The sequence below is a fragment of the Gordonia westfalica genome (assembly GCF_900105725.1).
Taxonomy (GTDB): Bacteria; Actinomycetota; Actinomycetes; order Mycobacteriales; family Mycobacteriaceae; genus Gordonia; species Gordonia westfalica.
This window is the reverse complement of the sequence record NZ_FNLM01000034.1, coordinates 974844-994736: the sequence shown is the minus strand read 5'-3', so window position 1 is coordinate 994736 and position 19893 is coordinate 974844. Positions and strand designations below refer to the sequence as shown.

Genomic DNA, 19893 nt, shown 5'->3' with positions numbered 1-19893 from the left:
CCCTCGCTCCCTGAGGTGCGAGGAGCGCAAGCGACGAGCCACGAAGGGCCGGCGACCGGACCGCCCCGCGCAGCCACCGTCGCCGTCTGCAAACCCGTCCAAACCGGTGTCGCACCAACCGAACCCGGCGACCTCGCCGAAGTCGCGCGCCTCGTCGGCGACGTGACGACGGTCGAGTCCTACCGTTATCCCGAACCGCTCGCCCCGGACACCGCGGCTCGGCGCGCGGGTATGCCGCTCGCCGATCCCGCGGTCATCGTGCGCACGGTCGACGACCTCGCGGCCACGCATGATCTCACCCTCGTCGAAGGCGCCGGCGGTGTTCTGGTGCGGCTGGGGGAGTCCGCCACCATCCTCGACATCGCCGCCGAGACCCTGGCGCCCGGGACGGACGACGGCGTCGTCATCGTCGTGGCTCCCGGCCTCGGTGCCCTCAACCACGCCGAGCTGACCGTGAACGCGGTTCGCGCGCGCGGACTCCGTCCTGCCGGACTCGTGATCGGGTGGTGGCCGCCGGACCCCGACCTCGCCATGCGCTGCAACCGCTCCGACCTGCCGCGGATCACCGGCGTCCCGGTGATCGGGGTGTTGCCCGCGGGGGCCGCCGCCCTCGGCCCCGAGGAGTTCCGCCGGGTCGCACCGACGTGGTTCGACCCCGAGTGGCTCGCCGGCTCATCGACCAGTCGCCCGGCATCGCTCGCCCGGACCCCGTAGACCGTTCCCGCCCCGTAGCCCCTCTCCGCCCTCGTAGACAGTTCCAGCCCGCAATCAGTTCCAGTACAAGGAGTTCAGCCCCGTGACACAGGCAACCGTCGACACCGCCCGCGACGCACAGACGTCCGACGACATCCTCGCCATCGCCCGCGAACAGGTGCTCGAGCGCGGTGAACCGCTCGACCGCGACCAGGTCCTGGCCGTGCTGCGTCTGGACGACGATCGCCTGACCGAACTGCTGCAGCTCGCCCACGACGTGCGCATGAAGTGGTGCGGCCCGGAGGTCGAGGTCGAGGGCATCATCTCGCTGAAGACCGGTGGCTGCCCCGAGGACTGCCACTTCTGCTCGCAGTCGGGGCTTTTCGCCTCGCCGGTGCGCAGCGCCTGGATCGACATCCCGTCGCTGGTGGAGGCTGCCAAGCAGACCGCCAAGACGGGTGCGACAGAGTTCTGCATCGTGGCCGCCGTCCGTGGACCCGACAAGCGTCTGCTGAGCCAGGTCGCGGCCGGCATCGAGGCCATCCGCAACGAGGTCGACATCCAGATCGCCTGCAGCCTCGGCATGCTCACCCAGGAGCAGGTCGACCAGCTCCGCGACATGGGTGTGCACCGCTACAACCACAACCTCGAGACCGCGCGCAGCCACTTCCCGAACGTCGTCACCACCCACACGTGGGAGGAGCGGTGGGACACCCTGCGCATGGTCCGCGAAGCCGGCATGGAGGTGTGCTGCGGCGGCATCCTCGGCATGGGGGAGAGCCTCGAGCAGCGCGCCGAGTTCGCCGCCGATCTGGCCGCACTCGAGCCCGACGAGGTGCCGCTGAACTTCCTCAACCCGCGTCCCGGTACGCCCTTCGGCGATCTCGACGTGCTGCCCGCGTCCGAGGCGCTCAAGTCGGTGGCCGCCTTCCGTCTCGCCCTGCCGCGCACCATCCTGCGGTTCGCCGGCGGCCGTGAGATCACTCTGGGCGACCTCGGCGCCAAGCAGGGCATCCTCGGCGGCATCAACGCGGTCATCGTCGGCAACTACCTGACGACTCTCGGCCGGCCCGCCGAGGACGACCTCGACCTGCTCAGCGACCTGTCGATGCCGATCAAGTCGCTGAACGACACGATCTGACGTCTCCGCCAGTCCCGACAATCCCAGACGATCGGTAGCGTGTTCTCTCATGATCGACACCGTCCCGGGGCCGCTCGCCGAACCGTGCAGGTACGGCGTCTACACCGGCCTCGAACTGGAACTGCAGGCACCCGACGCCATCCCGCCGGCCGCGCGACTGGGTCTTGAGCCGCCACGCTTCTGCGGGCAGTGTGGACGCCGCATGGTCGTGCAGGTCCGTCCCGACGGCTGGAGCGCGCGGTGCTCTCGCCACGGGACGGTCGACTCGGCCGAGCTGGGTCGTCGGTGAACGGTCAGGTGCCCGGGCGACGACCCGCCCGGTCGGTCGCGACCCTGCTCACCGTGACCGCGGCGGTGCTCGTGCTCGGCGCGGTCGCCGGTGCGATCTGGGCAGTGGTGACACCCCCCACGACCGGCGTCGTGTTCAAGGGGCTGACCCGTGAGAACATCCCGACCGAGTTCGACGGCGTCGGCGCCTTCGCGCTGATCATGTTCGCCTACGGCGGCATCGCCGCACTCGTCGCCTGGGCAGCGGCGCGGCCGTGGCGCGGCGTCACCGGATTCCTGGTGCCCGCGGTCGGTACCGTGGCCGGTTCCGCGATCGGCGCCCAGCTCGGAATGTGGTTGGCAGGGCTGAGATTCGACGACGACATCGCCGGCCTGCCGCTCGATTCGGTGTACCGCGTGGTGCCCGACCTCTGGCTCGACGGCGGTACGCGCGCCGGGCACAGTGCACCCTGGACGTTGCTCATCTGCGCGCCGTTCGCCTTCGCGATCATCTATCTGGTCTGCGTGTTGTCCTCACGCACAGCCGACCTCGGCGTCGGCGACCTCGACGACGATCACCTCGCCGGGGGACCGGACGCGTCCGACCTCACATCGGTGGACGCAGCGTCGCGAACTCATCCGTGACGCGTAACCCGTTGTCGGCGAAGGCATAGAGCGCCGGCGGCCGCCCGCCGGACCGGCCGGTCTTGCCGACGGTTCCGGTGGACACCACCACGGCGCGTCGACTCAGGATGCGGAGCAGGTTCGTCGTGTCCACCGGGTAACCGAGAGCGGCACAATAGATCTCCGACAGTTCCGACATCGGGAACTGTTTCGGTGCCAGCGCGAAGGCGATGTTGGTGTAGGAGAGTTTCGCGGCGAGCCGGTGTCGGGCGGTGTCGATGATCTCGGCGTGGTCGAAGGCCGTCGGGGGGAGCGCGTCCACCGCGAACCACGCCGCCCCCTCGGGCAGCGCCAGCGGACTGTCCGATCGGATGAGGCCCATGTACGTCGACGCGATCGTCCGGATGCCGGGAACACGTGCGGGATCGGAGAAGACCGACAGCTGCTCGAGGTGAGCGATGTCGCGCACATCCATGGTGTCGGCGACGAGTCGTCGCGCGGTGACCGACAACGTCTCGTCGCCGGCGACATCGCCTCCCGGTAGCGACCACAGGCCGGGTTCGGCGCCGGAGTGGGTACGGGAGAGCAACACGCAGAGCGAGGGGTGGACGTCGGTGTCGTCGGCGGAAGACGGAGTGCGGACCTGGAAGACGACGCTGAGGACCTCGACCCGCAGCACGCCGGAGCTGGAAGGGTCGGACCCGGCGGCTGGCATGGCGTCGATTGTATGGGTCCGGTGCTCCCTGACTAGCGAACCGGAGACGTCAGTACGCGCGCCGCGCCGTCGGTGACCGCGATCGTGTGTTCGCTGTGGGCGCCGCGGGAGCCGTCGAACGACCGGATCGTCCAACCGTCGGCGTCGAATTTGATGCGCTCGGTGCCGAGCGTGAACCAGGGCTCGAGCGCGAGCGTCAGCCCGGGCCGGAGCTTCATGCCGCGACCGGCCTTGCCGACGTTCGCCACATGCGGGTCCTCGTGCATCGTGCGGCCGAGGCCGTGCCCGCCGAACTCCGTGTTGACGCGGTAGCCGTAGGACTTGGCGACGGCCTGGATCGCGGCGGAGATGTCGCCGAGCCGGGCGTCGGGGCGGGCTGCGTCGATGGCCGCCTGCAGCGCTTCCTCGGTTGCCTGGACCAGGCGCTGGTCCTCGGGGCGAGGGGTGCCGACGATGACGCTGCGGGCCGAGTCGGCGACCCAGCCGTCGATCGAGACCGCGATGTCCATGGACAACAGGTCCCCGTCGGCCAGGGCGTAGTCGTGGGGGAGCCCGTGGAGCACGGCGTCGTTCACCGACAGGCAGATGACGTTGCGGAAGGGCCCGCGGCCGAACGACGGGGAGTAGTCCCAGTAGCAGGATTCCGCACCGCGCTCGGCGATGAGGTCTCGGGCGCGCTGTTCGAGGTCGAGGAGGTTGACCCCCACGTCGGCCCGTTCGGCGAGGTCGGCGAGCAGATCCGCGATGAATGCCCCGGTCACCCCCATGGCGTCGACCTCGGACGGCGACTTCAGCTCGACCATTCTCATTTCCCCTTCACGATGGCGTGTACCGGTATAGAAATACCAACATGTCGGTATAGGTATACCGCATCGGCTAGTCTTCGGGGCATGGTCCGCAACCCGTTGACCCCGGAACAGATCGCCGCCGGCCGCCGTCTGGGCGCCCGACTCCGCGAACTCCGCGGCGCCCGCGCCCTCGCCGAGGTCGCGGTCAGCGCCGGCATCTCCCCGGAGACGCTGCGCAAGATCGAGACGGGCCGCATGCCGACTCCCGCGTTCGCCACGATCGCCGCGCTCGCGCGTTCGCTGAACACCTCGCTCGACGACCTGGCTCTGGTTTTCGACCAGACCGGCCTCGACGAGACGGTTCTCGGCGGCGAGGTGGCGCGCGCCGGGTGACCCCGCAGCCGTCGGACCTCACCTACGCGGAGGTCGGAGCGACCGCCGGAGAGTTGCCGGCGGGCTATCACCATCTGCGCCGCTCGCGCGTGATCGGCGCCGGGGAGGAATGCTTCACCACTGCCGCGCATCGAATCCTGAACTGGGACATGCATCGTCGTGCCGGGATCGGCATCGATTCCTCGACGCCGCCGGCAGCGGTCGGCGCCGCGGTGACCATGCGTCTGGGGCTGGGCCCGGTGGTGATCTCGGCCGCCTGCCGTGTCATCGAGGTGATCGATTCGGGGTCGATCGACGCGGGGACCGAAAACGGCTTCGCCTATGGCACCCTGCCGGGGCATCCCGAGATCGGGGAGGAGCGTTTCTGGGTCCAGCGACTTCCCGACGATTCCGTGGTCGCCCACATCGTGGCGTTCTCCCGTCCGGGTCGCTGGTTCACGCGGATCGGTGGCCCGATCGGACGGATCGCACAGTCGAGGATCACCGAGCGGTACCTCGACGCCCTGATGTGCGCCTGAGGAGGCCGCGAGGGGCGCGGAGCGAGGGGCGAGGGGAATGAACCGAGTGTGGTGAATGTTACGATGGACAGCGTTTTCGACCATGAGTCGAAAACCCTGCCTCGGACACACGGCCCGTGCTCCGGGGACACCGATGACCCGGGGGTCGTGGACGCCCGCCGGGACAGCCAGAGGAGTGGCAATGAGCATCACCAGTGATCGCCCGGCGGCCGTGACCGCGCCTGGGCTCCTCGATGCCGAATGGTTCGACGCACCTGGTGGCTACACCGGTGTCGAACCGACCCAGGAGTGGGCAGACGAGGTCCGACGCCTCGCCCGTGCCCGCAACGCGACCCTGCTCGCGCACAACTACCAGCTTCCCGCCATCCAGGACGTCGCCGACCACGTGGGCGACTCGCTGGCCCTGTCGCGTATCGCTGCCGAGGTCGACTCCGACGAGATCATCTTCTGCGGCGTCCACTTCATGGCGGAGACCGCCAAGATCCTCAGCCCCGAGAAGTGCGTCCTCATCCCGGACGGGCGCGCCGGCTGCTCCCTGGCCGATTCGATCACCGCCGACGAACTGCGTGCCTGGAAGGCCGAGTTCCCGGACGCGCTCGTGGTGTCGTACGTGAACACCACCGCCGAGGTGAAGGGTCTGACCGACATCTGCTGCACCTCGTCGAACGCCGTCGACGTCGTCGCGTCGATCGACCCGGACCGCGACGTGCTGTTCCTCCCGGACCAGTTCCTCGGTGCGCACGTCAAGCGGGAGACCGGCCGCGACAACATCCACATCTGGGCGGGCGAGTGCCACGTGCACGCCGGCATCAACGGTGACGAGCTGGCCGACCAGGCCGCGTCGCACCCCGATGCCGACCTGTTCATCCACCCCGAATGCGGCTGCGCCACCTCGGCTCTCTACCTGGCGGGCGAGGGTGCCGTGCCCGAGGATCGCGTCAAGATCCTCTCGACCGGCGGCATGCTCGACGCTGCTCGTGAGACCGGCGCCAAGCAGGTTCTCGTCGCCACCGAGATCGGCATGCTGCACCAGTTGCGCAAGGCCGCGCCCGGTGTCGACTTCCAGGCCGTGAACGACCGCGCGTCGTGCCCCTACATGAAGATGATCACCCCGGCCGCGCTGCTGCGCTGCCTGCGTGAGGGTCGCGACGAGGTGTTCGTCGACCTCGATGTCGCGGAGAAGGCCCGCAAGAGCGTCGAGCGGATGATCTCGATCGGTAACCCGGGTTCGGGCGAGTGACCGGAAGCTCCGCTGTGAGTGACGGTTTCATCGGCCAGGCCGCGGCCGGCGGCGCGCTGGAACTGGTCGTCGACGACGAGATCCGTGCCCTCATCCGCACCGCGCTCGACGAAGACCTGCGGTACGGACCCGACGTCACCACCACTTCGACCGTCCCGGCCGGCGCTGTCGTCGACGCGGCGATCGTCAGTCGTGCACATGGCGTGATCGCCGGTGTGCCTCTGGTGATCGCGGTGTTCGACGAGGTCATCGGAGAGGGCAACTTCGAGGTGACGGACGTCGTCGCCGACGGCAGCGGGGTCGAACCCGGCGACACCGTCCTGCGCGTCCACGCTCCGACGGCCGCGCTGCTGACGGCGGAACGTACCGCGCTGAACCTGATCTGCCATCTGTCCGGTATCGCCACCGCGACCCGCGCATGGGTCGATGCGGTTGCCGGGACGTCGGCCCGGATCCGTGACTCGCGCAAGACGCTGCCGGGTATGCGCGCACTGCAGAAGTACGCGGTGCGCGCGGGTGGGGGAGTCAACCACCGTATGGGTCTCGGGGATGCCGCCCTGATCAAGGACAACCACGTCGTCGCCGCCGGTTCGGTCGCAGCTGCGCTGGAGGCTGTCCGCGCGGCGGCTCCCGGTCTGCCCGTCGAGGTCGAGGTCGACTCGCTTGCTCAGCTCGACGAGGTCCTGCCCCTCGAGCCGCAGTTGGTACTGCTCGACAACTTCGAGCCGTGGGAAACCCAGATGGCCGTGCAGCGACGCAACACTCGCTCGCCGCAGACCAAGCTGGAGAGCTCCGGCGGCCTGACCCTCGACGTCGCCGAGGATTACGCCCGTACGGGCGTCGACTACTTGGCCGTCGGTGCGCTGACGCACTCTGTCACCGTGCTCGACCTGGGTTTGGACATACCCGCGCCGTAGGCGGCGACGTACCCGAAATGGCTGCGCGACTTCCATTTTCGCTCCCTGAGGTGCGAGGAGCGTTGGCCTGCGGTCTGCTCCCTGATCCGAAAGAAGTGACCCGACTCTCGCTCCCTGAGGTGCGAGGAGCGTTGGCCTGCGGTCTGCTCCCTGATCCGAAAGAAGTGACCCGACTCTCGCTCCCTGAGGTGTGAGGAGCGTTGGCCTGCGGTCTGCTTCCTGAGGTGTGAGGAGCGTTGGCCTGCGGTCTGCTCCCTGAGGTGCGAGGAGCGTTAGCGACGAGCCTCGAAGGGCTGGTGCCCCTTCCGCTCTAAGTCCCGAACGCATGATTGAGAAGTGCTGAGGCGACTGCGAGTTCGACGGGTGTGGCGTCACGCAGGTCGATGACCTGACGCAGGTGCAGGCGTGGGGTATCGCCGGACTCCGTGTCGGGTCCGTGGATTTCGTTGCGTACCTGTTTGAGGTGTTCGTTGAATCGGCGGGGGATGTCGGGTCGCCGGTTGATGCGTTCGGGGTTGGGTGGTGCGCCGGATCGGTGTTGAGTTGCCAGGTGCAGCGGCCTTCGTCGGGGCCTTCGCGGACCATGCGGGTGGTGTACTGGCCGGGTTGGTCGCCGACCATGCGGTTGTGTTTCGGGCAGGCGGGGGTGAGGTCGGTGATGTCGGTGAGTCCGCCGAGACCCCAATCGAGTTGCGCGTGATGGATTTCCACGTGCGCGGCAGATATGCCGCAGTCGGGGGTGGAGCAGCTGTCGCCGTCGGGTCGGGCGAAGGAGACGAGGCGTTGTTCGCGGGTGGCCAGTCTTTTGCCGCGTCCGAAGTAGAGCGGGACGGCGGTGGCGTCTTTGAACACTGCCAGCCAGGGTTGGACGTCGGCGGCCATGGCGAGGAGATCTTTGATCGGGATCAGGGTGCCGGTGGCGGTGGTGGCGACACCGGCTTGACGGAGTAGATCGGTCAGGTCGGCCTTGATGATCAACTGCATCGGCAATCCGCGGTGACTCTTCCCGAGGAGTCCGTCTTCGAACACGGCTTTGAGCAGGGCGTTGAAGGCGTCGTGGTTGAGCTGGGCGGGGGTGCGGTCATCGCGTGCGGCCGCGGCGGCCACGGCGTCGGGGTCCGCGTGTTCGATCGATCCGGTGGGTGATTGGGGGTCGTCGGGGTTGTTCATGCCGGGTCTGGCCCATACGGCGAGCAGCATGGTGATGCGGGCCAGTGCTTCGGGGGTGAAGTCGGCGGTGAGTTTGGCGGTGCCGTCGGCGCGTTGCCGGTTGACGTACAGCTGGCGGCGGCGTGTGCGGTCGGTGTCGTCGGTGAGTGTGCCGTCGGGGTCGAGGTGGGCGAGCAGTCGGGCGCCGAGGTTGGTGATGTCGGTGGGGGTGTGGTCGACGGCGATGTCGGCCATGTGTCGTTCGGCGGCGGTTTTCACGTCGTGGTCGACGGCGTGGGGGATCTGGTCGAGGACGTCGATGACGGCGCGGACGTGTTCGGGACCCACGTGCCCGTGGGCGAAGGCTTCGGCGAGGGTGGGGTGTTGGGGTGGGTGAATCACCCTAGGTTTTGTGCCGCCTCCAATGTGGGCTGGTCCTCGGGGCCGAGGCCAGCGTAGTGGAGCGTTTCGAACTCGGTCGGGGGAATCTGGCCAATACTCGAGTGCAACCTGCTGTTGTTGTACCAGTCGACCCAACCAGCGGTCGCGAACTCGACGTCGGAGATCGTCCGGTACGGGCCGGAGTGGAAGATCGTGGTCCGGATGCACTCGGTCTTGTACAAGCCGTTCACCGACTCGGCCAGCGCGTTGTCGTAGGCGTCCCCGACCGATCCGATCGACGCTGCGATGTCTTCGAGTCGCAGACGCTCAGTCAGTGTAACCGATGTGTACTGGGCGGGTTCAATCGGTCCATGCAACACCGGGTTGTTGTAGTGAGTGTAACTGTCCTTCAAAGACTTCGGCGGGGGTCTTCCAGCCGAGGGCCTTTCGGGGACGGTTGTTGAGGGTGTATGCGATGGCTTCGAGGTCGTTTGCAGACCACCGTGACAGGTCAGTTCCCTTCGGAAAATATTGGCGCAGCAGCCCATTAGTGTTCTCGTTGGACGGTCGCTGCCACGGTGAATGCGGATCGGCGAAGAACACCTGCGTTCCGGTATCCATCGCGAACTGGGCATGAGCGGACAGTTCCTTACCGCGATCCCACGTTAACGTCTTGCGCAACTGCTGCGGCAGCGCCGCTATCGACGCCGTCAGTGCCGCGTTCATCGCGATGGCGCCGTAGCCACCGAGTGCCGGCCCGTTCTTCACCGGCGGTTGCTCACCCCACCCTTGCAAGCGTGGGAGATGGACTAGAATCGTTGCGCGACTGCGCCGTTCGACAACAGTGCCGATAGCCGACCGACCCACACCGATGATGAGATCACCCTCCCAGTGGCCGGGGACAGCACGGTCGTGGGCCTCAGGCGGGCGCTGGCTGAGGACGACATCGGAGGTGACGTGACCCTGCGGCTTGTTGCGTGAGCGAGCACGGGGCTCCCGTAATGCCCGCCCGGTCCGCAGGCACGCCACCAACTCGCGTTTGAGCGCGCCACGGCCCTCGATGAACAGGGATTGATAGATTGCCTCATGACTGATGCGCATGGATTCATCATCGGGGAAATCGACCCGCAGGCGCTGGGAGATCTGCTCCGGACTCCATGCCAGAGACCACCGCCGGTCGGCCCGGTGCGGCTTGTTGAGCCCCTTCCACGGCGGCGGCGTGGGGCCGGCGACGATCGTGCCGTCGGGGCTACGGACAGTGCCCGCCAACCGCTCCTGCACGTACTCCCGCAACTCGACGTTGGCCACGAGTTTCGCTGTTTTCGGGCGCTTGGCGGCCTGCTCAGCTTTCCACTGCGCCACCGAGGCTCGATACTCACGTTTCCCACTCCTGGTAGCGGAGTTGCGGCGCAACTCACGCGAAATCGTTGCCGGACTGCGTCCGATCTGCCGAGCAATCTCTCTCACACCACACTGTTGGGCGCGGAGCAGCGCGATCTCTTCCCGTTCAGCGAACGACAGGTAACGACCCGCCGGCTCGTCCAGACTCAGTGGCGTCATTCCGCCAGCGTGGCGGAACCACCGCGACCCCACCGGCACCGACACGCCGACCGCCACCGACGCCTCCGCCGTGCTCATCCCCGTCGCGATCAACCCCCAAAACTGACGTTGCACCGCCCGCGACGGCTCGGGCCGGCCCGGCGAACGCATCGCCGGCCGCAACGCACGATCAGCTCGCCACTGCCGACGAACCCCCGTGGGCGCATCGCTGGTCTTCTTGCTCCAGTCTGCTGTAGCCAAAGCCAACACCTCCAAGATCAAGGTGTTGCGACGACAAGTTGAATTCACCCTGACTTCCGGCATCCGAATGATGAATAAGCTCAGCAGCTTTCACCGGATGCCCTTCCCGATTGCGCTGCCACAGTGCCATCCGAAGCGGGACTGTCACCAACTCCACCGACTTCGATGTCGAGGCATGCCATGCCACGATTCGACGGGAGAACACGTCGATGATGAACACCACATACACCCACCCAGCCCAGGTCCGGCAGTAGGTGAAATCGGTCACCCAAACCCGGTTCGGTTCGGCAGCACTGAACTGTCGGTTCAACAGATCCTCCGCGCGGACACCATCAGCGGATCTGACGGTCGTTCGGACTCCCTTCGACCGTCGAATTCCTTGGTGGCCTAACACTTTCATCGCTCGATCAACGGCGCCATAGGACACCCCAGGCAGAGTTGTGCGATGCAGATGGGCGCGCATCTTCACCCGCCCGTAGAGGCCCTCGGGAGTCATCTTCCGCCGGCCGTCGTCACCGGTGCGCCAGACGACAGTGCGCACCGCATCGACGACGTGGGCATCAGAGACCGTCCGTGCGGCAGGCGTGCGTGATCGCCATGCCCGGTAGGTTCGTGCGGCAATCTGGCAGCCCTGCCCACGCAGGACCCGGCAGATCGACTCGACCGCAAACCCGTTGGCGCGCATTTGATCTATGAACGCCACGATCATCGGTTGCGGGGGTCGAGTTCCCCCGCGAAGAAAGTTGTCGCTGCTTTCAGAATGGCAACGTCTTCTCGTAACTGCTTGTTCTCGGCCTTGAGGCGCTTGATCTCGGCGGACTCCTTCGTAGTGGTCCCGGAGCGGGCGCCGGCATCGATCTGGGCTTGTACGGCCCATCGACGTACCGTCTCCCCGCCGACACCGACCTGCTTGGCGATCGCTTCGGCCGCGGCAGTCAACGACGTGTACTCGCCGCCGTGGGTCTCCAGCAACCGCAAGGCCCTCGAACGGACCTCCGGGTCGATTTTCTTAGGCATGTGCTCATCCTTCCTGACTCAGAAGGAAGCGGTATCAAACCTGGGGTGATTCAGGGAGTGGTTCGCCGGTGAGGTTGGGAAAGGTTGCGGTGGCCGACATCTGGTCGCGGCGGCGCATGGGGTGGGCGACGCGTAGGCGGTGGGTCATGAACTGGATGACGCTGCGGTGCCCGGTTTTGCGGGGCAGGTCGCGTTCGGTGGCTTCGACGAGCTGCCGGTCCCCGGCGAAGGTCAGTCGGGCGATGGCGCGTTCGGTCTCGGCGGCGACGTCGACGATCTCGGCGTCCGAGCATTGTGTCAGGTCGACGGTCTGCAGTTCGGTGGTGATCCGGTGCAATTCCTGCACGAGCTCGCCAGGCGCGGGTCGACGGAGTGCCGTCGGTCTGCGAGTTTTCGGTCAAGACGGTCACCCCCGATGCCGTTGTACGAACGCATGTTCGACTGTACGCCTAATCCTGCTGCGGTGCAATGACTATCGCGATCGGATAGGTGGCCCGTGTTTGTCGGGGGTGTGTGCTAGCGGGTCGCCGTCGGCGGGCTGGGCTTCGGCGATCCCGCCACGGAAATCGGCCCCTTACGGTATACGGGTAGGGGGTATATAGTCGACGGCATGAGTGCTACATCGACCCGGGCCGGGCACGACATGAGTACGCACGAGGGTCACCGGCATGCCGGTGGCGAACACGCGGGCCACGCCGACCACGTCGGCCGATTCCGCCGGCTGTTCTGGATCATGGTGGTACTGGCTGTCCCGACTGTGACGTTCAACGAGATGTTCGCCCACCTGGTCGGCTATTCGCTGCCCCACCACGGGTGGGTCATGTGGATCTCGCCGGTGCTGGGCACGGTCATCTACCTGTGGGGTGGCCGCCCGTTCCTCACCGGCGCGGTCGCGGAGATACGGTCTCGCACCCCGGGGATGATGCTGCTGATCGGGCTGGCCATCACCGTCGCGTTCGTGGCGTCGTGGGGTTCGAGCCTGGAGTTGCTGTCCGGTGAGTTGAACTTCTGGTGGGAGTTGGCGCTCCTCGTCGTGATCATGCTCCTGGGGCATTGGATCGAGATGCGTGCGCTGGCCCAGACGACGTCGGCTCTCGACTCGCTCGCCGCATTGCTGCCCGATGAGGCGGAGAAGGTCGACGGCATCGGAACGATCACCGTCGCCGTCTCCGATCTGGGGGTCGGCGATGTGGTGCTGGTCCGGCCGGGCGCATCGATCCCGGCGGACGGCGAGATCATCGACGGGACCGCGGACATCGACGAATCGATGATCACCGGGGAGTCGCGTCCGGTACGACGATCCGTCGGGGAACGTGTGGTGGCCGGGACGGTCGCCACGGACTCGGCGGTCCGGGTGCGGGTCACCGCGATCGGAGACGATACGGCGCTGGCCGGGATCGAACGGCTCGTTGCGAAGGCGCAGGCCTCGTCGTCACGGGCTCAGCGTCTCGCCGATCGCGCCGCTGGGTGGCTCTTCTGGTTCGCCCTCGCCGCGGCGGCGGTCACGGCTGTGGTGTGGACCGTCGTCGGGATGCCGGATGCGGCGGTCGTACGTGTGATCACCGTGCTCGTCATCGCGTGCCCGCACGCCCTGGGTCTCGCCATCCCTCTGGTGGTGTCGATTGCGACGGAGCGTGCCGCGCGCGGGGGAGTGTTGATCTCGGACCGGCTGGCCCTCGAGACCATGCGGTCGGTCGACGCCGTTCTCTTCGACAAGACCGGGACGCTCACCCGCGGCGCCCCGACCGTCCGCGCCGTCGAACCCGCCGACGGCCGCACGGCCGACGACGTCCTGGCGCTGGCCGCAGCTGCGGAAGCCGACAGCGAGCATCCGCTCGCTGTCGCGATCGTCGAGGCCGCGCACGATCGCGGTGTGGATCTGTCGGCGGCGGAGGACTTCACTTCATCCCCTGCTGTGGGTGTCTCGGCACGAGTGGACGGGGTCCTCGTCGCGGTCGGCGGGCCGAGGCTCCTCGACAGCTATACGACGGCAGAACTCCCGATCGCCGAGACCTGGCGCGATGACGGGGCGATCATTCTGCATGTCGTCGCCGATGGTGAGGTCATCGGCGCACTCGCACTGACCGATGAGGTGCGAGCGGAATCACGCGAAGCCGTCGACGGGCTGCGTCGTCGCGGGATCGAGGCGGTTATGGTCACCGGCGACGCGCGTGCGGTCGCCGACGACGTGGCTCGCGAACTGGGGATCGAGCGCGTCTACGCCGGCGTCCGACCCGAGGACAAAGCGGAGAAGGTGGCCGAGCTGCAACGCGAGGGCAAGCGGGTCGCGATGGTCGGTGACGGGGTGAACGACGCTCCGGCACTCGCGCAGGCAGATGTGGGAATCGCCATCGGAGCAGGTACCGACGTCGCGATCGCCTCCGCAGGTGTGATCCTGGCGTCCTCGGATCCTCGATCGGTGCTGTCGGTGATCGAACTCTCGCGGGCGAGCTACCGGAAGATGGTGCAGAACCTGTGGTGGGCGGCCGGGTACAACCTGATCTCCGTCCCACTCGCCGCGGGCGTGCTGGCGCCGATCGGGTTCGTGCTGCCGATGAGCGTCGGCGCGATCCTGATGTCGGTCTCGACGGTTGTCGTCGCACTCAATGCCCAGTTGCTGCGCCGGCTCGATCTGTCTCCGAGTGGTCGGCCGTCCCGGTGAACTGCGACTGAGTCGACTTCCCGCTCGCTCTCCTCTGATGGCCCGGACCCGCTGTCCCCCGGCGGATCCGGGCCCTCGTCCTGTCTGTAGATGGACGCCTCGCCGAGTTCGTCATCGAAAACAGCGACGTCACGCTGGTGATCTCACTCACACAGGATCATTTGTCCAGGATTGCGTGACCTGCATGGGTGTGTGAAAAGGGTTGTGGCGCAACGGTGTTCAGTTTCATATATGAAACAGGGAATTCGGGACGCCGAAATGCTATTCACGGATTCTTGAAATCGCCCCGTAATACGTGACCATTCATATCTACTCACAAGTAGCAACGGCGTGGAAAAGGAGGTCGGAATGAACTCTTCGACCGTGCCGCTGTTTCGTCTCCCAACGATGTGAAGATTTGTGACAGACACTGATGAAAATTCATGCATCCTCGCGTACACCCCGTCATGCGTGCGACAGAACCGTTAGATCGTCTCAGGCTGGTCGGTCTGGATCTGCTCGTCAATGGGCAATCGGCTTGACCGGAATAGCGCTCACCGCGAGCGTCGCGGTAACAGCTTTCGGAGGCGCCGGTGCCGGCGTTGCCGCGGCCGCCCCGACGATTTCCACCTTCAATCTCTTCATCCCGGGAACCTGGGAAACGGACGCTGCCGCAGACCCGACGCATGCGACCGGCGCACTGGCCGAGGTGGCGAGGTCGATCGCCCGGGAGCACGGCGACTCGGCCACCGTCTACTTCCTGCCCTACATGGCCCGTGCCTTCGACAACGGGAGGACGTATGCGGACAGCAAGGCCTCGGCGATCGCGAGTGCATCCCGGGTGCTCGCCGACCGTGCGAAGGCCGACCCGGACCTGAGATTCACGATCAGCGGTTACAGCCAGGGCGCCGACGCGGCCGGCGATCTTGCCGCTGCGATCGGCGGTGGCGAGGGTCCGATTCCGGCGGACAAGGTGCTCGCCGTCGGTCTCCTCGCCGACCCGGGTAACGGAACCGCTGGTCAGAAGGTGATCGGACCGACTGCTCGGGGTATCGGTATCGCCGACCCTCGTCCTCAGGGGATGGGTGAGCTGTCCGGGCGGGTCACGAGCATCTGTGCCCCGGCCGACCTCTACTGCTCCATCGACAAGCGGCGGCATCCGGTTCTGGGGAAGATCGGCACTGTTCTCAGCGAGGGCGCGGAGGAGGTCGCGGACGCGGTGGAGACCGCCATCGACGTCATCGGCGCCATCACGAGGATCGACTACGCCGGTCTGGGGGCCGATATCGTTCGATTGCCGCAGCTCATCGGGGTGGGGGACCTGCGGTCGGCCCATCGGGTGGCGGGGCGTGTGAACGCCCAGCTACGTCCTTTCGTGAAGCTCGCGGACGCGGTGGACTACGCGAAGACCGCCCGCATCCTGGGCCTGATTCCCGACAAGACGGGTCTGGCGAAGGTCGGCGCGCGGGTCTGTCGGGTGCTCGATCGCGTGGACTTCGAGCGCACCGCGGACCTCGTCGGAGAGGTTCAGGAGCTCACCTGGTCGGCGGTGGGAGCGGTCGGGGCCCGCGTCGGCGCCGAGTCGCTGCCCGAGTCCGAGGTCTCGGTCGAAGAGGTCCTGGACCTGGGGAAAGAGCTCGCTTCGCTGGTCGCGGACACGTCCGTGGATGCTTCCGACGACGAGGAGGGGGATGCCGAAGCCCGCGCCGGGCTCCTCTCTGAACTGGTCTCGCCCGAGTTCAAGGAACTCGGTAAGGAGCTGGCCAGGATCGTGACGAAGCAGGCCATCACCGACCCGGCGTCGTTGATTCGTGACGCGGTCACGGCGAAGGACTTCTATTCGGGCAACGCGCACACGAACTACGCGAAGTTCGTCGTGGACGAGCTCGGTCGTAGCGCGATCACCTGGCTGGGTGGCTGGCTCGCCGACACCATCGACACGGCCGGCTCGGAGTCCGAAGGCGACTCCGAATAGAGCGATCCACGCGACTCGGTGGTGGGCCTCAAGGGGCTTTCGACTCAGGCCGCCCGGGTCTTCTGCTGGCGGAGTTTCACCAACGATTTCCAGGCCTGAAAGACAATGACCATTGTCGTGAATATCAATGCGCGTTGGCATCGTGGCAATGGGTGTTGTCGTAAATTTCGAGACGCTAAAGAACTGGGTCGTATGTCCATGGGGGTATTAGTCCGAACGGGCTACAAATAGGGCAACGCACGTATTCAAAAATCTGGAACAAATGGCCTAGAAGCGGTGAGTCACTTCAAAGGATTAATATCAGAAAACGGTCAAAAACAAATGACGAACAATCTAAATTACTCGTGAGTAGCAATGAGCTACGACCCCCGCAGAATGATGGATGGAAGATGACCAACAACCAGACCCCCAGCACCGCCCCTCTGACCGACGACGAGCGCAACCGCAAGAGCCGCAAGCGCAAGGCGATCCTCGCCTCGGGCGCGGTCCTCGGCATCGGCGCAGTGGTCACTCTCGCCGCGTGGAACGACACCGTGTTCGGTAGCGGAGAGTTCGGCATCGGCAACACCGCGTGGAACGTGCAGGGCAGCACCGTTTCGTCGACCGCAGGCTTCCTGGAGTACGCAACGAGCCCCGAGGCCGGCGCCATCTCGTTCTCGGCTACCCCGATCAACGCACTGCACCTGATGCCGGGGCAGACCACCGAGGGCAAGTTCTGGCTGAAGGAGACCAAGGGCAACCTGGATGCCCTGGTCACCATTCAGGCCCCGACGATCACTCCTGCGGTCAACTCGCTGGCTGACGTGCTGGAGGTGACGATCACGGACGGCACGACCGACTTCGTCGCGAACAAGAAGCTCAGCCTCCAGGGCGCTTCGACTGTCATCACGGTCCCGGCAGGTCAGACCAAGGAACTCACCTTCCGCGTGACTCTCCCGGCCGGCGCGAACCCGAACGCGATCTCGAACACGACCGCCCAGGCGACCTGGCAGATGACTGCACAGAGCGAAGAAGCCTGATGAGCCGCCTCGATCCGGCGGCGCGGCATTCCATCCCCTCTCGGGCCCCCGTCGGATCGAGGCTCTCATCGACCTGGAGTCGTGCTGCGTACTACCGAAACCCGGCCCCCGAGACCTCAGAGAGACAGCCCGATGACGACCACCGCGAAGCCAGGAACCGACCAGCCCCCGACGTCCGGGATCCGGGATTCGTGGACCGTGACCGCACCGATGAACGTCGTGACACCTGCCGCGCGCGCGGTGTGGACCTCTGTCCCCGGATGCTACGTTCCGGCATCGGATACACCGACCGTGCCGATCCCCGTGGTTCCGCTGACGCCGCCGGTGGACGCGGTTCCCGCTGAATCCGCGCCCGTCGAATCGCAGCAACCGCAGCCGGCCGCACGAACCTGGGGCGGCAGGCTCGTCGACTGGGGGCTGAACGTCCTCGCCGTGTTCGGCGTCCTGTGTATCGCGCTGACAGTCCTTGCCTTCGTGGGCAACTACACGATCATCATGTTCAAGACCGGCTCGATGGACCCGACCATCCCGCAGGGGTCCATCGCCGTCGTGCACGAGATCCCCGCCACCGAGGTGAAGGTCGGCGACATCATCACTGTCGACCGTGGGGTCGGCCTCAAGCCGATCACCCACCGGGTCATCGCCATTGAACAACTCGGCGGCGGCGAGGCCCTCATCGAGATGCAGGGCGACGCGAACCCGAACCCCGACCCGGAGCCGTATCGCGAGAGTCAGGTGCGCAAAGTCGTCTGGCACGCACCGGGTCTCGCCAAGCAGATCGTCTGGCTGTCGAATCCCTACGTTCTCGGCGGCATCACCCTGAGTGCCGCACTGCTCGTCCTCTGGGCCTTCTGGCCGAGGTCGACCGCCGGCCGCCGCGAAGACGAGAACAACTGATCGCCTCGTTCCCGACCCTCAGTTCCTCCGCAACTCATAGAGATACACGGCAAGCATGAACCTCACCAAGCGCAGCAAGATCCTGATCGCCGTCGTCGGCGTGATCGCGATACTCGGTGTCGTCGGCCAAGCGACCGGCGTGCTCGCGGCCTGGAACGACAAGGTCTGGGGCAAAGCGACTTTCACCCGTGCCGCCAATCTCGAGGGGTACGCACGGTCGACGACCGCCCACGCGTACACCAACCGTGCGATCACCAGCGGCGAGTTCACGGCGACGAACGCCACTCATACCCAGGCGAATCCTGGGACCACCCTGATTCCCAGCGCGACCGGTTGGACCCATGCCTCGAGTTCCGGAATCCTGTTGCTGGGCACGGTTTCGGCGGACGGCCGGTCGTCGGCGACGTACACGATGAACGGCAGCGTCGTGACCGCAAACGCCGCGTCGAACGCGAGGAACATCGAACTCTTCCCAACTGGCTTCGCCTCGGTGCTGAACACCGACAACAGTCAGTACTCGGCATCGGTGAGCTGCTCATCCAGCAACTGGGGCGGGGCGGTCTCCACCACTGCGGTCGCTCCGGCCGGTGGAAGCTTCCGAGTCGGGCTCACCAGCTACACCGTTCCGTCGGCGAACCAGACCACCACCATCGATTCGCTCGCTGCCGGATTCAGGGTGCAGGGAACCCTCAAGAGCACGGTGACGACGACCGCGAAGCGTGCGCTGTCCACCCTGATCCTCGATGTCGACATCAAGACCGCGATCACGCAGACCACCGTGTGGACGGTCACCGTGCAGTTCGTCCGCGCCGAATGCGGCATCGGCGAGCCTCTTCCGAGCGCGGGCGTCCAAAGTGCGGCGGCGGCGCGACTGGCCCGACTCGCCCCGAGTTCGTCGAGCGCAGAGCCCTCGGAGTCGGCGGCGAGCTCCAGTGCGGACAGTTCGGAATCGGCGACTCCTGGCAGTGAATCTGCGGCCTCGGAATCGGAGAGCTCCTCCGCAGCCCGCTCCGAGTCCGAGAGCGCCTCGTCGGCGAGCTCTTCCGAGAGCGAAGCCGCCGACACTCCGGTCGCCGGTCAAGGCCCGACGACACCGACCGACGTCGACGTCGGGGATCGGTTCCCGGTGATCGCGACCGATGGCACCGACCTCGGTGTGGCGACGATCCAGAAGATCGAGTCCACCGCACCCTCGGAGGGGGCGAAAGCGACGGTCGCGGTGAAGATGTCGGTGACCACGTCGGACACCGGCGGTGACGGACGGTTGTCGTCGGTCGCCTGGGACGACTTCGCCCCGATAGTCGGGGGAGTGCAGCAGGCGTCCGGGCGGGCGACCGCAGAGGGGTCGCCGTTGCCGGCGCAGCTCGAACCCGGCCGGACCTACACCGGATGGGTGACGTTCACCGCGCCGAGCGCTGCGGGGAGCGCCATCTGGAAGGCCCCGGGGACAGCAGGATTCACGTTCGTCCTGCCGGAGCCCGAGGTGCCGGTGACGTCGATGACCTCGAAGCCCGCACCCGTCGTGAAGGCGCCGGAGACCAGCGCACCGGAGACGAGTGAGCCCGCTGCCGATGCCCCGGAGGCGGATGCGTCCGAGCCTGAGGACTCCGACCCTGTGCCCACTCCGGAGAAGAAGCAGTCGCGATCGAGTTCCGACGACTCGTCGGAATCGTCGTCTGCCTCCTCCGACGAGGAGTAGCCGCGCGAACACGCCGCTG

The 19893-nt window shown here is 66.6% G+C and carries 16 protein-coding genes, 4 pseudogenes and 1 other annotated feature; of the genes and pseudogenes, 13 read left to right on the top strand and 7 right to left on the bottom strand.

Annotated elements, in window-relative coordinates:
* Positions 1-15 precede the first annotated feature (15 nt).
* The 4 genes from bioD to BLU62_RS09890 all read left to right on the top strand — a co-directional run bounded on the left by bioD (position 16) and on the right by BLU62_RS09890 (position 2746).
* A complete protein-coding gene (gene bioD, locus BLU62_RS09905) occupies positions 16-714 on the top strand; it encodes an ATP-dependent dethiobiotin synthetase BioD (protein ID WP_074852806.1) in 699 nt (232 codons plus the stop codon).
* A gap of 82 nt (positions 715-796) precedes the next feature.
* Positions 797-1834, top strand: coding sequence for a biotin synthase BioB (bioB, locus tag BLU62_RS09900; RefSeq protein WP_006438556.1), 1038 nt, complete (start codon positions 797-799; stop codon positions 1832-1834).
* Between the two features lie 49 nt (positions 1835-1883).
* A complete protein-coding gene (gene bsaP / locus BLU62_RS09895) occupies positions 1884-2123 on the top strand; it encodes a biotin synthase auxiliary protein BsaP (protein WP_006438557.1) in 240 nt (79 codons plus the stop codon).
* An 8-nt stretch (positions 2124-2131) separates the two neighbouring features.
* Entirely contained in the window at positions 2132-2746 is a 615-nt protein-coding gene (locus BLU62_RS09890; RefSeq protein ID WP_425284545.1) for a DUF2567 domain-containing protein, read from the top strand.
* Here the strand turns inward: BLU62_RS09890 and BLU62_RS09885 are convergent.
* Complete coding sequence (locus BLU62_RS09885; protein ID WP_074849318.1) at positions 2709-3440, bottom strand: NUDIX hydrolase; 732 nt, start codon at positions 3438-3440, stop codon at positions 2709-2711. The genes BLU62_RS09890 and BLU62_RS09885 overlap by 38 nt on opposite strands.
* Positions 3441-3472: 32 nt before the next feature.
* The gene (gene map, locus BLU62_RS09880) at positions 3473-4243 is read right to left on the bottom strand and encodes a type I methionyl aminopeptidase (protein ID WP_074849317.1); all 771 of its coding nucleotides are present in this window, start codon (positions 4241-4243) and stop codon (positions 3473-3475) included.
* 87 nt (positions 4244-4330) lie between these two features.
* On the opposite strand from map, the gene BLU62_RS09875 reads away from it, so the two are divergent.
* The 4 genes from BLU62_RS09875 to nadC all read left to right on the top strand — a co-directional run bounded on the left by BLU62_RS09875 (position 4331) and on the right by nadC (position 7296).
* Positions 4331-4621: a helix-turn-helix transcriptional regulator gene (locus tag BLU62_RS09875; protein ID WP_074849316.1), complete on the top strand. Its 291-nt coding sequence runs from the start codon at positions 4331-4333 to the stop codon at positions 4619-4621.
* Positions 4618-5139 carry a DUF1990 domain-containing protein gene (locus tag BLU62_RS09870; protein WP_074849315.1) on the top strand — a complete coding sequence of 174 codons (522 nt, stop codon included), beginning with the start codon at positions 4618-4620 and terminating at the stop codon, positions 5137-5139. The genes BLU62_RS09875 and BLU62_RS09870 overlap by 4 nt, the downstream gene beginning before the upstream one ends.
* Before the next feature lie 181 nt (positions 5140-5320).
* Entirely contained in the window at positions 5321-6379 is a 1059-nt protein-coding gene (gene nadA, locus BLU62_RS09865) for a quinolinate synthase NadA (protein ID WP_074849314.1), read from the top strand.
* A gap of 14 nt (positions 6380-6393) precedes the next feature.
* The gene (nadC, locus tag BLU62_RS09860; protein WP_074852805.1) at positions 6394-7296 is read left to right on the top strand and encodes a carboxylating nicotinate-nucleotide diphosphorylase; all 903 of its coding nucleotides are present in this window, start codon (positions 6394-6396) and stop codon (positions 7294-7296) included.
* A 272-nt stretch (positions 7297-7568) separates the two neighbouring features.
* Here nadC and BLU62_RS09855 read toward each other — a convergent pair.
* The 5 genes and pseudogenes from BLU62_RS09855 to BLU62_RS09830 all read right to left on the bottom strand — a co-directional run.
* Positions 7569-8835: pseudogene (locus BLU62_RS09855) on the bottom strand (DUF222 domain-containing protein); the annotation flags it as partial.
* Between the two features lie 8 nt (positions 8836-8843).
* A pseudogene (locus tag BLU62_RS09850) lies at positions 8844-9185 on the bottom strand (integrase core domain-containing protein); the annotation flags it as partial.
* A gap of 1 nt (position 9186) precedes the next feature.
* Positions 9187-10536, bottom strand: a complete 1350-nt coding sequence (locus BLU62_RS09845; RefSeq protein WP_425284598.1) for an IS30 family transposase — start codon at positions 10534-10536, stop codon at positions 9187-9189.
* A 136-nt stretch (positions 10537-10672) separates the two neighbouring features.
* A pseudogene (locus tag BLU62_RS33790) lies at positions 10673-11643 on the bottom strand (IS3 family transposase); the annotation flags it as partial.
* Positions 11240-11371 (bottom strand) — a sequence feature (AL1L pseudoknot). It overlaps the preceding pseudogene by 132 nt.
* 52 nt (positions 11644-11695) lie before the next feature.
* A pseudogene (locus BLU62_RS09830) lies at positions 11696-12053 on the bottom strand (HNH endonuclease); the annotation flags it as partial.
* A 200-nt stretch (positions 12054-12253) separates the two neighbouring features.
* Here BLU62_RS09830 and BLU62_RS09825 point away from each other — a divergent pair.
* The 5 genes from BLU62_RS09825 (at position 12254) to BLU62_RS09805 (ending at position 19874) form a co-directional block, all read left to right on the top strand.
* Entirely contained in the window at positions 12254-14305 is a 2052-nt protein-coding gene (locus BLU62_RS09825; protein ID WP_084811772.1) for a heavy metal translocating P-type ATPase, read from the top strand.
* A gap of 517 nt (positions 14306-14822) precedes the next feature.
* On the top strand, positions 14823-16259 hold the full coding sequence (locus tag BLU62_RS09820) for a cutinase family protein (RefSeq protein WP_244278106.1): 1437 nt from the start codon (positions 14823-14825) through the stop codon (positions 16257-16259).
* A 389-nt stretch (positions 16260-16648) separates the two neighbouring features.
* On the top strand, positions 16649-17278 hold the full coding sequence (locus BLU62_RS09815) for a SipW-dependent-type signal peptide-containing protein (RefSeq protein WP_074849311.1): 630 nt from the start codon (positions 16649-16651) through the stop codon (positions 17276-17278).
* A 132-nt stretch (positions 17279-17410) separates the two neighbouring features.
* Complete coding sequence (locus BLU62_RS09810) at positions 17411-18175, top strand: signal peptidase I (RefSeq protein ID WP_208863620.1); 765 nt, start codon at positions 17411-17413, stop codon at positions 18173-18175.
* Between the two features lie 55 nt (positions 18176-18230).
* Positions 18231-19874, top strand: coding sequence for a hypothetical protein (locus tag BLU62_RS09805; RefSeq protein ID WP_074849310.1), 1644 nt, complete (start codon positions 18231-18233; stop codon positions 19872-19874).
* Positions 19875-19893 lie beyond the last annotated feature (19 nt).

Coding starts and splice junctions, on each gene's coding strand:
- bsaP (WP_006438557.1), top strand. CDS start 1,884: ATGATCGACACCGTCCCGGGGCCGCTCGCCGAACCGTGCAGGTACGGC.
- BLU62_RS09885 (WP_074849318.1), bottom strand. CDS start 3,440: ATGCCAGCCGCCGGGTCCGACCCTTCCAGCTCCGGCGTGCTGCGGGTC.
- map (WP_074849317.1), bottom strand. CDS start 4,243: ATGGTCGAGCTGAAGTCGCCGTCCGAGGTCGACGCCATGGGGGTGACC.
- BLU62_RS09875 (WP_074849316.1), top strand. CDS start 4,331: ATGGTCCGCAACCCGTTGACCCCGGAACAGATCGCCGCCGGCCGCCGT.
- nadA (WP_074849314.1), top strand. CDS start 5,321: ATGAGCATCACCAGTGATCGCCCGGCGGCCGTGACCGCGCCTGGGCTC.
- BLU62_RS09845 (WP_425284598.1), bottom strand. CDS start 10,536: ATGCGTTCGCCGGGCCGGCCCGAGCCGTCGCGGGCGGTGCAACGTCAG.
- BLU62_RS09825 (WP_084811772.1), top strand. CDS start 12,254: ATGAGTGCTACATCGACCCGGGCCGGGCACGACATGAGTACGCACGAG.
- BLU62_RS09815 (WP_074849311.1), top strand. CDS start 16,649: ATGACCAACAACCAGACCCCCAGCACCGCCCCTCTGACCGACGACGAG.
- BLU62_RS09810 (WP_208863620.1), top strand. CDS start 17,411: ATGACGACCACCGCGAAGCCAGGAACCGACCAGCCCCCGACGTCCGGG.
- BLU62_RS09805 (WP_074849310.1), top strand. CDS start 18,231: ATGAACCTCACCAAGCGCAGCAAGATCCTGATCGCCGTCGTCGGCGTG.